Annotated in this window: 11 protein-coding genes, 1 tRNA gene and 2 pseudogenes; 6 read left to right on the top strand and 8 right to left on the bottom strand. The window is 58.8% G+C overall.

Going from position 1 to position 13,086, the window contains the following annotated elements:
* Positions 1 to 3 precede the first annotated feature (3 nt).
* Positions 4 to 1,392, bottom strand: a complete 1,389-nt coding sequence (locus BKA12_RS00390) for a cystathionine beta-synthase (RefSeq protein ID WP_183639804.1) — start codon at positions 1,390 to 1,392, stop codon at positions 4 to 6.
* 81 nt (positions 1,393 to 1,473) lie between these two features.
* On the opposite strand from BKA12_RS00390, the gene BKA12_RS00385 reads away from it, so the two are divergent.
* On the top strand, positions 1,474 to 2,415 hold the full coding sequence (locus tag BKA12_RS00385) for a DNA-3-methyladenine glycosylase family protein (protein WP_246361578.1): 942 nt from the start codon (positions 1,474 to 1,476) through the stop codon (positions 2,413 to 2,415).
* On the opposite strand, the gene BKA12_RS00380 is transcribed toward BKA12_RS00385, so the two are convergent.
* Together BKA12_RS00380 and trxA are read right to left on the bottom strand one after the other, a co-directional pair.
* On the bottom strand, positions 2,400 to 4,073 hold the full coding sequence (locus BKA12_RS00380; protein WP_183639800.1) for an AMP-binding protein: 1,674 nt from the start codon (positions 4,071 to 4,073) through the stop codon (positions 2,400 to 2,402). The genes BKA12_RS00385 and BKA12_RS00380 overlap by 16 nt on opposite strands.
* A gap of 82 nt (positions 4,074 to 4,155) precedes the next feature.
* Entirely contained in the window at positions 4,156 to 4,533 is a 378-nt protein-coding gene (gene trxA, locus BKA12_RS00375) for a thioredoxin (protein WP_071894917.1), read from the bottom strand.
* Between the two features lie 129 nt (positions 4,534 to 4,662).
* Between trxA and BKA12_RS00370 the strand changes: the two genes are divergently transcribed.
* Positions 4,663 to 5,088 carry a hypothetical protein gene (locus tag BKA12_RS00370; RefSeq protein ID WP_183639798.1) on the top strand — a complete coding sequence of 142 codons (426 nt, stop codon included), beginning with the start codon at positions 4,663 to 4,665 and terminating at the stop codon, positions 5,086 to 5,088.
* Positions 5,089 to 5,731: 643 nt separating this feature from the next.
* Here the strand turns inward: BKA12_RS00370 and BKA12_RS00365 are convergent.
* A complete protein-coding gene (locus BKA12_RS00365; protein ID WP_183639796.1) occupies positions 5,732 to 6,139 on the bottom strand; it encodes a hypothetical protein in 408 nt (135 codons plus the stop codon).
* A 310-nt stretch (positions 6,140 to 6,449) separates the two neighbouring features.
* Here BKA12_RS00365 and BKA12_RS00360 point away from each other — a divergent pair.
* From BKA12_RS00360 to BKA12_RS00350, 3 genes and pseudogenes are all read left to right on the top strand, one after another.
* A pseudogene (locus tag BKA12_RS00360) lies at positions 6,450 to 6,932 on the top strand (IS3 family transposase); the annotation flags it as partial.
* A 186-nt stretch (positions 6,933 to 7,118) separates the two neighbouring features.
* Positions 7,119 to 7,343, top strand: a pseudogene (locus tag BKA12_RS12315) (IS481 family transposase); the annotation flags it as partial.
* Positions 7,344 to 7,485: 142 nt separating this feature from the next.
* Entirely contained in the window at positions 7,486 to 8,664 is a 1,179-nt protein-coding gene (locus BKA12_RS00350) for an IS1249 family transposase (protein ID WP_183639794.1), read from the top strand.
* A 196-nt stretch (positions 8,665 to 8,860) separates the two neighbouring features.
* Here the strand turns inward: BKA12_RS00350 and BKA12_RS00345 are convergent.
* A tRNA-Tyr gene (locus BKA12_RS00345) sits at positions 8,861 to 8,942 on the bottom strand.
* Positions 8,943 to 9,114: 172 nt separating this feature from the next.
* Here BKA12_RS00345 and BKA12_RS00340 point away from each other — a divergent pair.
* Positions 9,115 to 9,603 (top strand): YajQ family cyclic di-GMP-binding protein, encoded by a 489-nt coding sequence (locus BKA12_RS00340; RefSeq protein WP_183639792.1) that lies wholly within the window; start codon positions 9,115 to 9,117, stop codon positions 9,601 to 9,603.
* 93 nt (positions 9,604 to 9,696) lie between these two features.
* Here BKA12_RS00340 and efeB read toward each other — a convergent pair whose 3' ends face one another.
* From efeB to efeU, 3 genes are read right to left on the bottom strand one after another with little or no spacing between them, the layout of a single operon-like run.
* Positions 9,697 to 10,983 carry an iron uptake transporter deferrochelatase/peroxidase subunit gene (gene efeB, locus BKA12_RS00335; protein ID WP_183639789.1) on the bottom strand — a complete coding sequence of 429 codons (1,287 nt, stop codon included), beginning with the start codon at positions 10,981 to 10,983 and terminating at the stop codon, positions 9,697 to 9,699.
* A 3-nt stretch (positions 10,984 to 10,986) separates the two neighbouring features.
* Positions 10,987 to 12,159, bottom strand: coding sequence for an iron uptake system protein EfeO (gene efeO, locus BKA12_RS00330; RefSeq protein ID WP_183639787.1), 1,173 nt, complete (start codon positions 12,157 to 12,159; stop codon positions 10,987 to 10,989).
* A gap of 54 nt (positions 12,160 to 12,213) precedes the next feature.
* Entirely contained in the window at positions 12,214 to 13,086 is an 873-nt protein-coding gene (gene efeU / locus BKA12_RS00325; RefSeq protein WP_183644290.1) for an iron uptake transporter permease EfeU, read from the bottom strand.

Genomic DNA, 13,086 nt, shown 5'->3' with positions numbered 1-13,086 from the left:
CGCTCACTCCCCTGCCTTTTGGCTAGCTACATCGCCACTATTCGTCACAAGCGAAGTCTTCGTCACAACGCCGGCAACCACACCGTCCTTAGCTACCAACACCACGTCGGCAGCTTCCGGAACGTTCACAGTTTCTACACCCTGGTATGCGCCGGCGAGTGGCAATGGGCCGCCCACAAAGTCCGCAAGTGGGGCACTTGCTTGAGCTCCGTCGTCGTACGCCTTCTGAATTCCCGCAGCGGAAATGGAGCCGCGCAATTCACCCAACATGACCGGTGGCTCGTGCGAGACCACAGGCAAGGTAGGCAGGCCGGACTCGGTGATGCGCTGCAAAGCGTCGCCGAGGGTTGCTTCCAACCGCACGTGAGGGACGGTGGCGGTGTCTAAAGACAGCACGTCCTGCACGCGGGCGCCGGAGACCTCAGGGGAAATGAATCCGCGCTCGGTCATCCAGGCATCGTTGAAGATCTTTCCGAGGTAGCCACGGCCGGAGTCCGGCAAGAGCACCACCACAACGGCGGATTCGGGCAGATCGCGGGCGGCCTGCAAAGCTGCCACCACGGCCATACCTGAAGAGCCACCCACGAGGAGTCCCTCTTCGCGGGCCAAACGGCGGGTCATGGCGAAGGCGTCGTTGTCCGAGACCGCGATGACCTCATCCGGCACGTTCTTGTCATAGTTATCCGGCCACATGTCCTCGCCCACGCCTTCAACGAAGTACGGACGGCCCGTGCCACCGGAGTAAACGGAGCCTTCTGGGTCTGCGGCGATGATCTGCACGCGGCCCGAAGCGCGGTCTGCCGAGATGTCGCGCAAGTAGCGGCCGGTGCCGGTGATGGTTCCGCCCGTGCCCGCGCCTGCCACGAAGTGCGTGACCTGGCCTTCGGTGTCGTCCCAAATCTCTGGACCGGTGGTTTCGAAGTGGCTATTCGGCGCGGCCGGGTTGGAGAACTGGTCCGGCTTGTACGCGCCTTCGATCTCGGAAACCAAACGGTCAGAGACGCCGTAGTAGGACTCCGGGGAATCAGGGGCGACGGCAGTCGGGGTGACCACGACGTCAGCGCCGTATGCGCGCAGCACGTCACGCTTTTCTTCGCCCACCTTGTCAGGCGTCACGAAGATCGTCTTGTAACCCTTCATTTGCGCTACAAGCGCCAGGCCTACGCCAGTGTTGCCGGAGGTCGGTTCAACCACGGTTCCGCCGGGCTTGAGGTGCCCCTGCTTTTCCGCTTCTTCAATCATCTTGAGCGCGATGCGGTCTTTGACCGATCCGCCCGGATTCAAGTATTCGAGCTTGACGAGGACGGTGGCTTTGACGCCATCAGTGACCTTGTTGAGCTTGACGAGGGGAGTTTTTCCAATGAGATCCAGGACGGAATTCGCGTACTTCATTTGGCAAACTCTACTCGGCGCGCGCCGCCCTCGCCTAAGCTTCATGACCTATTTGTCATGTGCGGGTGGGAGGATAGTGGGATGAGTTTTTCGGCGCCCTTGATCACGCATTGGGATCCTTGCGGGCCCTTTGATCTTGCGCGCTCCCTCGGCGTGCTGCAGCGCGGGGCCAATGACCCCACCGTGCGCGTCAGCACCGGCGAGGCCTGGCTTTGCTTCCAGTACGACGGCGCAGCTTCAGCCGTGCGCGTACGTCACCTCTCCGCTGGGGCGCCAGTGGAGTTTGCCGTGTGGAGTTCGGCTGCGGAGGCCGTGGCGGACTCACTTCCGCGATTGGTGGGAGCGCACGACGATTGGGCTGCGTTCGATGATCCGGCTTTCGTGGAGACTCTGCCCCGGCTGGTGACCGAAGCACGACGCCGCCACCCCGGCATCCGCTTTCCAGCGACCGGCCGCGTGTTTGATGCGTTAGTGCCCGCCATTTTGGAGCAGAAAGTCACGGGCATGGAAGCCCGGTACGCGTGGGCCTATCTGGTGAATCGCTTTGGTACTGCCGCGCCGGGACCTGTTCCTCGCGGTATGAAGATTGCGCCGACGGCTGCTGGTTGGCGACGGGTTCCCACGTGGGAATGGCACAAGGCTCGCGTTGATTACAAGCGCCGAGATGCGATTCTGCGTTGCGCTCATCTGGGTTCCGGATTGGGCCGATTGTCCGACAACCCTGACGCCCATGAGGTGGAGGAGAAGATGCGCACCGTTCCGGGCGTTGGCGCATGGACGGCCGCCGAAGTACTTCAGCGCACGCACGGCTCCCCCGACCACATTTCGGTGGGCGACTTTCACTTGGCGCACTTTGTAGGCCAAGCCTTGACCGGCCGCCGCACGGATGACGCCGGCATGCTTGAGCTCCTCGAGCCGTGGACGGGTCATCGGCAGCGGGTCGTCCGCATGTTGGGACTTTCCGGCGCCAAGAACCCGTCCTACGGTCCTCGATTACACCCGATGGATCACCGAGCGCGCTGAAGCGCCTCTGCTGCCTCGTTGCGTAGTTCGACCTTGCGGATCTTGCCAGAGATGGTCATCGGGAAAGACTCACGGATCTGGACGTAGCGTGGGATCTTGTAGTGCGCGATCTTGCCGGAGCAGAAGGCTTTGATGCCGTCGGCGTCGAGGGGCTCACGGTCCTCGTGCAGGATGATGCACGCCATGAGTTCTTCACCGTATTTCTCGTCCGGAACACCAATGACCTGAACGTCGCGGATGTCTGGGTGGCTGTAGAGGAACTCTTCAATCTCACGCGGGGAGATGTTTTCGCCGCCGCGGATCACGATGTCCTTGATGCGACCTTCAATGCGCACGTAGCCGTCCTCGTCCATGGCTGCGAGGTCGCCGGTGTGCATCCAGCCGTCTTCGTCAACGGCTTGGGCGGTCTTCTTTGGTTCGTTCCAGTAGCCGGTCATGACGGAGTAGCCCTTGGTGCAGAGCTCGCCGGCGCTGCCACGAGGAACCGTTTCGCCGTCCGCGCTGACCACCTTGATTTCCAACTGCGGCATCACGCGTCCGACGGTCTGGGTGCGGCGCTCGAGGGAATCGTCCACGCGCGTCATGGTGGACACCGGGCTGGTCTCCGTCATGCCGTAACAAATAGCGACTTCGGACATGTTCATCTCGGAGATGACCTTCTTCATCACTTCCACCGGGCAGGTGGAGCCGGCCATGACGCCGGTGCGCAGCGTGGAAAGGTCGTAGTCTGCGAAGTTCGGCAATGCGAGTTCGGCAATGAACATTGTGGGGACGCCATAAAGCGAGGTGCCGCCGTACTTCTGTACCGCTTCGAGAGCGAGATCAGGCTTGAAAGCCCGGCTTGGGAGCACCGTGGCGGAGCCATGCGAAAGCGCCGCCAAGTTGCCGATCACCATGCCGAAGCAGTGGAAGAACGGTACAGGAAGAACGACGCGGTCCTGCTCGGTGTAGGACAAGAGCTCACCGATATGGAAGCCATTGTTGAGCAAGTTCTTGTGGGTGAGCGTAGCTCCCTTCGGGAACCCCGTGGTGCCAGAGGTGTACTGCAAGTTGATGGGGTCATCTGGCGTGAGGCTCGCCGCGCGGGCCGCTAAGTCGTCGTCCGAAACGTCAGCACCCAAGGTGAGAAAATCCGCCCACGCAAGCTCGTGCTCGCCGAAGGTGTCGTTCAGGACGGGAGCTGCGGCGTCGTCCGTTAAGAAAATGAGATCCTGCAAACCCGCGGCCTCATCGCGAGCCGCGCGAGCCATGGCGGGGTAATCACCGATTGCCTCGGCAGGTGCCACGACGAGTCCTCGCATGCCGTTCTGGCTCACGACGAAGTTGAGCTCGTGTTGGCGGTAGGCGGGGTTGACGTTGACCAAGATGACGCCGGCCTTCGCCGTGGCGTACTGCAGGAACGTCCACTCGTGGCAATTGGGGCTCCAAATGCCCAGTCGATCGCCGCGCTCATAGCCCATGGCGAGCAGCGACTTGGCGATCTGGTCCGTAGCGTAGTCCACCTCGCGGTAGGTGAAGCTGCGGTCCGTGGCCGCTTCAATGACGGCGATGGAGTCAGGAAAACGCTGGACAACCGAACGGAAATTCGCACCAATCGTCTCGCTCAGGATAGGGATATCCGTGGGTCCAATAGCGTGGGACAGTTCCTGAACGGCCATTCTCACAACTCCTCGGTTAGTGCTGATTCACTCAATCATAGCGTGACGCAGAACACATTACCGAGGAGGTGTGAGTTGACGATTACTGCTTGTCAGAGCCTTGCTGCTGAGCCGCGATCTGTGCGTGAACCTCTTCCATATCCAAGCCCTTGACGGCCTGCACCAGCTCTTCGAAGTTCGCTTCAGGGAGTGCCCCAGGCTGGCTGAACACCAGCACGCGATCGCGGAAAGCCATGAGCGTTGGGATGGACGTGATGCCAGCGGCCGCTGCGAGGCCCTGCTCCGCCTCCGTGTCTACCTTTGCGAAGGTGACATCAGGGTGCTTCTCCGAAACCTTGTCATAGACCGGCGCGAAGTTGCGGCACGGACCGCACCAAGCGGCCCAGAAGTCGATGAAGACGATCTCGTTGTCCGTAATGGTCTTCTCGAACGTCGATTCTTTGATGTTGATGGTTGCCATGAACTAACGGTAGCGCCTGAAACGAGTTATCCACAGAGTTTTTGCCGGGAGTCCGCTGACGGAAGAAAACGGCTAGATTCACTAGCAAGCGCTTAGCAGAACGGAAAATAGCCACCACCAAAACTGGAAATGGGACCAATCATGGGCCGCTACACCCTCCTTCTCGTCATTGAAAACTGCATCTTGCGCGATGCCATAGCCCTCACCACCACCCTAAGCGCCGACTACACGCGCCGCTTTCCTGAGACTGTTGAAGTCGTTGACACCGAGATCTACGCCGTAGGCGTTGCCCGCCCCATTCAAGAACGACTCCGGGTGCCACGGGCGCTTGAGGAACCGTCCGAGTCCGGGACGGTCCAAGGACAGGTCCACGCGATTTGGAAGAACGACAAGTGGTTTTACCCGGACCAGTGTCCGAGCGCTCCTGATGACCACAACGGGGCTACTGCCTGGCAGTGGACGCACTTCGACGTCATTTCCTCCGCAGATCCGGAATCGTTCATGTTTGTCATGGATGTCTACGTGCGCGAATACGAGGCGCTGGAAGCTGCATAGGCAAACGACGGACGGGGAACCGTGACTAAGTGATCCATGCAGGTTCCTTGAATCGAAACGTGGAAGCACAAAGCGAAAGGCTCCGAATCCTTTCTGGGCTCAGCGCCTTTCGCTTTGTGCAGTGGAAGATGGGGTGTCTGGATTCACGACATAGGTCACACCTGATACGTCGCTGCTGAGTCGCGACAAACATCGCACTTGGGGGGGTGTCGAAACATCACGTCATCGTGCTCAAGATTGTTGCCACAGCTTACCGTTACCGATGCAGCTCGCGAGTATGGGCTCCATCGTTGATAGCTTGTGCCAGGTCTGCGGCCGTTGGATCCGGCCCCGTATCGAAACTATGAACCGAACCGCGGTCACTGGGCACCGGAGCTAGCGATTCGTCATTAACCCCGAGGAAAATTGTCAACACCATCGTTCCATGGCCCGACGAAGGGTAGGCATTTCGCTGTTTGATGTCATCGCCTCAGAACGCCTCCGCATCCCGTTTCACACCGGTATCCACGATCGCAACATCAACGGTCGAACTTCCGGCTGACCCAAAGCATGGAAGATCAGGTCCTGTTTAAACATCATGCATATGTATTAGAACTGCATATGACTTCCCCCTCAGCCCGGAACAGCCGATAACCGCGTCGGGTTACGGTTGAGCTTCTCGAAGCACTAGAACCAGCCCTTCATGCGTGACTGTCGCGCCAAGGAAATCCCCGCCGGCATCAAGGAAAGCAACATCAACATTGCCCAGGTCCGTTTCATGAACCTGGTCCCCTGTCGGAGTTGCCACGTAACTAAAAAACCCGCCCAGATCTTCAAGAGCCCTAACGATTTCCCGGTCATAGCGATACCGAAGCAACACAGCATCCGGGTGTGAACGGGAGTACCCAGGACGCACGCCGACGCCTTCTCGCCGGCTCGGCTTCAAACCCGAAAGACGCCCAACCAAGGGATGAGAATCATCGCCATCGCAAAAAACCAACTCGATAAACACAGTCCTCGGCCTCAACGAGCGCATCCATTCAAGCTGCGCACCACGATCAAGACCAGTCACAACCTCAAACTCACACCCAGCCACGCTAAGACCCTCCCCACTGAGACAAACAAGAACTCAGACAACAGATTATGGGCAGCCAACCCCAACTTTCACTTCCACGCAAAGGAAAGAACCCACGCTGCCCCGATTCTTTCTTTCCAAAAAGGAGAAGAGTCGCGCTGCCCCTTCCAAAAAGAACAGCGCGACTCTCATCAACGACTTGCCTAGCAGCTAGGAAGTTCGTCCAGGTTGTTTGGCGAATATGCATCTGGGGTTAGCCTGGATTAGTGGGCACCCGAACATGCGGGACCACCCATCCCGCATTTGAGTGGATGTCACTCATGAGCAACACGAAAAGCAACGCAGGTCCTTCACCGAGGAATATCACCAAGGAATATGACGGAGAAGCCGCCGGCCTGGGCATCGATACCGGACCCAACATCAGCGCGGTAGCCAAGGAACTGAACCTCGGTGAGCAGACACTGGGCACCTAGGAGAAGAAGGAACGATCCCGCCGAAGCCCGGACGGTGACCCGACCGAAGCGATGGACGAGTCCGAACGCGAGGATCTCAAACGCTTGAGCAAAGAAGTCTTCGAACTGCAGGAAGACAACCGCTTCCTGGGAAAAACTAACTCCCTCTGCGCGTCGAAGCAACATCGGACGAACGGTTCGAACTCATGCACACATTGAAGAACGAGTTCGCCCTGACACGGACAGCAACATTGCTTCAGGTATCAAAGTCAGGCTATTACGCCTGGAGACAACACCAAACCGCTGGCCCATCCCCAAGTGTTACTGCGCAGCGGGCAGAACACCGATTTGGTGAAGAAGGCTCCGCGCATATCCAGGACCCTGCGAGGACCGATTCCGGATCAGATGGAGTTCGAGCGGAAGCTTCGCCGCCAGCAGAAACGCGCTGAACAGCACAGGACTGTGCTAACGCTAGCAGCATGAGCTAGATCACGTGTCCACCAGATGCGGAGAACCCCACAACATTCCTAGCCGCAACCGAACAACACGGCATCCCGGCCTCGACCCTGACCGATAACGGACGCGTCTACACGGCCCCCTTAGGCGGTGGACGCAACGCTTTCGAATACCCCTTACCGCTGCTAGGAGCCCGCCAGAAAAGCGGTTCACCCAGGCACCCGCAAACACCGGGCGTGATCGAGGGCTTCCATCAAACACTCAAACAATGGCTCAGCGGCCACCCCACCGCGGCAAACGAATCCTCGCTCTCATCGACGAAACCAGCGTGACCATCATCCAGGGTTATAGGCACGAATGTGTGTACAGATTAGGCTTGCTTGCCTTGTGGGAGTAGGCGTGTAGGGTCCTGCTTATGCTTTGAAAGCATATGGGGTGCCTGTTGCTTCTCATCGGCCACGTTGTGGTGTATGTGATTGTGTTCTGGTCAAGAACGGTAAGACCTCGGCTGGTCGTGCTCGGTGGCGGTGCAAGTCGTGTGGTGCTTCGCAGGTTCGTTCACGATCTGATGTCACTCGTAAGAGCGAACTGACTCAGTTCTTGACATGGATCCTGGGTACTCAGTCGCAGGCAGCCATGGCAGGTTCAGCGCGTGGTTTCCGGAAGCGTATTCAGTGGTGCTGGCGCGTTGAGGTTCCACCGCCTGTGCCCACCGGCGTAGTGCATCATCAGCTCATGCTTGATGGCACCTATTTCAACGGGTGGTGCGTGCTGATCGCCTATAACGGCAAGTACGTGGTGGATTGGCAATGGTGCGATCGAGAGAAAAAGATCGCCTGGCAAGTCCTACTCGAGCGGATCCCGGCACCGGCGGTGGCGATCATTGATGGTGGTACCGGGCTACGTGCCGCGTTGAAGGAAACGTGGCCGGAGTCGAAAGTTCAACGCTGCTATTTTCATGTGTTCCAGAACATCCGTCGCGAGCTCACCTTCCAGCCACGGCTACCAGCCGGTAAAGAACTCGCAGCCCTGACGAGGGTCTTGATGAAGGTCAGCACCCAAGACGAAGCCATTGCGTGGTTGCGTGAATACGCCGCGTGGGAGGCGAAATGGGACGAGTTCCTCAAGCACCGAACCAAAGCGAAAACCGGTCAGGAACGCCCCTCAAGCGTCTCGAGAAACAGTCACTGGTGGTACACGCATCAACGCTTACGCCGAGCCCGGAACGTGTATCGACGCCTCATCCAAGAACACTGCTTATTCACGTGGTTAGACACTGACCTGCAACCAGACACCGGCGAGAAAATTCACCGGACCACATCCCCGTTAGAAGGCGGACCGAACAAAGCGATCAAAGAGCTCTTACGGCTGCATCGAGGACTCCCCGAAGAGCACGCCAGAACCGCTGTGGACTGGCTCCTCGAATCCCTCACCGAACACCCCAGACAACCCTGGAGCCTCGTGAAACCAGAACACCTCAACCCGGCCCAACGGACCAAAAACGCATCAATGGAAAGCGATGAATCGCAAGCCCCAGAAACCTACAGCAACCACTTCAGCTGGGAAGACGGAAACGGCATCCAAACCGGCTGGGCCGGCAGAAACCAACCATGACACGCCGAAACCTGTACACACATTTGTGCCTATAACCCATCATCCATCTCGACACCGGCGAGATCATCGCGACCAACACCACCAATCCCCAACACAACTACTGGCACAACGAAATGAAAGAGCCCGGCCGATGGCCGGGCTCTTAACGACATAAGTCGCGACTCAGGTGTGACCTGTGTCGCGACTTATGAAACGGTGGCAGATGAGGGATTCGAACCCCCGTAGGCGTTGCCAGCTGATTTACAGTCAGCCCCCTTTGGCCGCTCGGGTAATCTGCCGAACGTCCCTTACGGAACGAATAGATACTTTACAGATGTGAGGCGAAGAAATCTAATTGAGAGTTCTCCAGGTCCCGACGCATGACCACCCTCTCAGTCAGTCTCCCCCTATTTTGCGCTAAAAATAGATAGTCTTAGGCAGAAGTAATCCATCGACTGTCAGGAGATTCACATGGCTAGCGATTCTAGTTTTGATGTTGTCAGTAAGGTTGACAAGCAAGAAGTTGCCAACGCAATGAACCAGGCACAAAAGGAAATTGCGCAGCGCTACGACTTCAAGGGTGTCGGCGCCGAGGTTGACTTCTCCGGCGAGAAGATCCTCATGAAGGCAAACTCGGAAGAGCGCGTCAACGCCGTTTTGGACGTCTTCCAGTCCAAGCTCGTCAAGCGCAACATTTCGCTCAAGTCCCTCGACGCTGGCGAGCCTTTCGCGTCCGGCAAGGAATACCGCATTGAGGCTTCCATCAAGGAAGGCATCGAGCAGGATGTAGCCAAGAAGATCACCAAGCTTCTTCGCGACGAAGGCCCCAAGGGCGTCAAGGCTCAGATCCAGGGCGACGAACTCCGAGTTTCTTCCAAGTCCCGCGACGACCTCCAGGAAGTCATCGCGATGCTCAAGGACTTCCCTGACGCAGCGCTTCAGTTTGTGAACTACCGCTAAATCGACGTGCGTGTGACGCAGTGACACAGAGCGGCCTGTGGTCCGGTTGGGAAACCAGCTAGCCCACAGGTCTCTTTGATGTGTGCTGAGGTTCTAAACAGCCTCGAAAAGGCGCTGCCCAATGTACTCGCCATCGGCCACTCCGCCCGGAATCGCAAAAAGCCCCGAACCCGTGTGCCGCAGGTATTCGGCCAGCAAGTCATTCTTGGCCATGGCATTCTGCATGGGCACGTAATGAGTGCGCGGATCCACCACGAACGCGATGAAGAACAGTCCTGCATCCAGTCGGCCCAAATTGTCAGAGCCATCCGTGTAGTTGAATCCACGGCGAAGCATCTGCACGCCATTGTTGCGCGAAGGATGCGCCATGGCCACGTGAGAACTCTCGTCGATGAGCGGGCCGGAGCGGCCAGCGAGATCGAACTTCGGTTCCGTGAACTCTTCGCCGCCTGACAGCGGGGCGCCAGTCTTCTTGGTGCGGCCAATGACCTTTTCTTGCTCCGCGAGCGAAGAGCGGTCCCAGGTCTCAATCGTCATACGGATACGACGCGTCACCATGTAGGTGCCATCGTTCATCCACGCTGAGGCACCGGACACGCCACGCACCCAGACGTGCTGATCCATGACGGCCCCGTCCTCAGACTTAGGGTTCGCGGTGCCGTCCTTGAATCCAAACAAGTTGCGCGGGGTGATCTGGGCCGTCGAGGTGGACGAGGTGCGCCCAAAGCCCAACTGCGACCACCGCACCCGCGCGGTGCCAAACGCAATGCGCGCGAGGTTGCGGATCGCGTGGACAGCCACTTGCGGGTCGTCAGCGCACGCTTGAACCACAATGTCGCCGTCGGAGCGCTCAGGCTCCAAAGCGTCTTTCGGGAAGTGCGGCATCGCGATGAGCGCTTCAGGCAAGTGATCCTTGAGTCCAAAACGGTCTGCCCCAGAGGAATCCACGAAGAGAGACCGACCAAAACCAACCGTCACCGTGAGGTGGCTCGCCGCGAGGTCCAGAGCCTCGCCAGTGTCTTCTGGCGGTGCTTCGTAGGAGCCATCCGTGGCACTCCCCGCACCACCCACTTCTTGCCCAGCTGTCATAGCTGCAATCGCAGCCGTCCACTCCTTGAGCATCGAGATCAGTTCTTCGCGCGTAGTTGCAGTCACGTCAAAAGCAGCGATGTGGAGGCGGTCGGGCACCGCCGTCGTAATTCCAGCTTGGTGCGCGCCGTAAAAAGGGACGCTATCTGTAGCCGCCGCGGACTGCCGCCCCGCGGATTGCGCGGCCTGTGCGCCCAAGACGCCACCAGCGCCCACCGCAAGCCCTACTCCCCCGACGCCAAGGGCTGACAAAACTTTGCGCCGGCCTACACCGGCGGATTCACTTGCCAAGAGCTACTTCACTACTTCGCTTGTGAGCTGAGATAGTGGCTCGCTCAACGCGTCAACCGCGGCGGAAAGCTCTTGCACCTGCGGCTGGCTCAGCTCCGTGTAGAGGACGTATCCGTCTCCCTTTTTGTAGCCCGCCAGTAGCTTTTCGAGGGCAGCGAATCGCGATGACAGCGTCATATCGAGTTCGTCGTTGGTGCCCTTGAGCAGTGGCCGAAGATCCTCGTAAGCCTTCTTGGCGCCCTCAACGTTTGCCGCGAAATCCCACATATCCGTGTGAGAGAAAGCTTCCTCTTCGCCGGTCACCTTGCCCGTGGCCACTTCGTCCATGAGGCCCTTAGAACCGTTGGACAGCGCGTCTACCGTGAACTTGACTTCCTTGGCGCGCTTCACGAGCTCTTTGGTATTAGTTACCAGGCCATCAGCGATTTGTTGACGCTCAGCCGTGGTGAGCTTCGTGTAAGCCTTGTCCGTCACCCACAGGTCCTTTTCCGCGCGGTGCCAACCCGTGAATTCTTGACCTGCTTCGAGGTCGGCTTCGCGAGCGTCGAGAATCGGGTCCAAGTCACCAAAGGACTCTGCCACCGGCTCAATGCGCTCCCAATGCATGCGCACGGAGGGGTACAGTGCCTTCGCTTCGTCAGTCTTTCCGGCGGCAAAAGCTGCGGCGAACTTCTCCGTACCCGCCTCCAGAGCATCCGCTTCTTGAGCTACGTATGACTGGTAGTTTGCGACAGCCTTCTCCTGCAGCGTCACGCGGTTGGCGTCAGCGGAACCGCTCGCGCCCGCCTTGACCGTGAACTTCATCTTCAACCCGTCGCCGGACATGCCCGGCTTGCACTGCGCGATGTACTCACCGGGGCCGGCGACGACCGTCAGCTGGCGGGACAAAGCGGGTCCAATGTTTTCCACTTCACCCACAATGCGGTTTCCGTCGCTCGCCACGAGGTAGAACTCGGTGACCTGAGAACCTTCGTTCTTGACGTTGAACGTGAGCGTGCCGCTCGTGGACTCGGTTGATGAGAGGTTGCATGCCGTGTCTGTACTGGAAACGGAGATGGCAGAACCAGCTGCCGCCGCGGATCCACTCGCGACGCTTGGCGCTGAGTTGGACGTGCATCCCGTCACTCCGACCACCGTGACGAGAGCCAGGGGCAGTGCAATTTTGAAGGTCTTCATAAAGGTGGGAGAGCTTTCGTGAGAAAAATTGAGGAGGAAGTACGACGCCGCCGCTTAGTTCGCGTGGGCCACTGCCGATTGGTTGGTGGTTTGGCTGCTCTTCACTGCGTCAGAAGGCTGCGCGGAGCTACCCTTGAGGCGGCGGAAATATAGCACGACGACGGGAATCACATAGGCGACCCAAGCGATGGCTTGCAACCACGTGGTCTGTGGCGAGAAGTTGAAGATGCCTTTGAGGAGCACGCCGTACCAGCTTGCGGGAGGAATAATTGCGGTGACGTCGAAGGCAAAGCTGTTCAGGCCTGGGAAGATGCCGCCTTCTTGGAGGTCATGGATGCCGTATGCGAGCACGCCGCCTGCAATCACAATGAGCAAGGCGCCGGTCCAAGCGAAGAAGGGGCCCAGCTTGATGGCCAAGATGCCCTTGTGGATGAGGACACCCAGCACGGCTGCGGTCACAAGCCCTAGCCCTGCTCCGACAATCGGTTCCCACGACTCGCCGGTTGCGCGGGCTGCTGCCCACAAGAATAGTGCGGTTTCAAGACCTTCGCGACCAACTGCAAGTGCTGCCACAGCGATGATGCCGGCGGTTCCTGCTGCCGCAGCTCCGTCCACCTTTGCGCGAAGCTCTGTGCCCAGGCCGCGAGCGGCTTTAGCCATCCAGAAGACCATCCACGTCACGAAGCCCACGGCGATGATGGAGAGCGTGCCACCGATGATTTCTTGCGCCTCGAACGTCAAGCCTCTAGGGCCGAAGGTCAAGAGCGCCCCGAAGCCCAAGGAAACAAGAGCGGCTGCGGCAACGCCTATCCAGACGCGCTTGTTCAGTTCAGAGCGGTTGGTCTTCTTGAGGTATGCCAGCAAGAGCACTACTACCAGTGTTGCTTCCAGTCCCTCGCGGAGGCCAATTAAAAAGTTACCGGTCAT

This window comes from Neomicrococcus lactis (genome assembly GCF_014200305.1).
GTDB classification, from domain to species: Bacteria; Actinomycetota; Actinomycetes; order Actinomycetales; family Micrococcaceae; genus Neomicrococcus; species Neomicrococcus lactis.
This window is presented reverse-complemented; position numbering and strand designations above follow the sequence as displayed.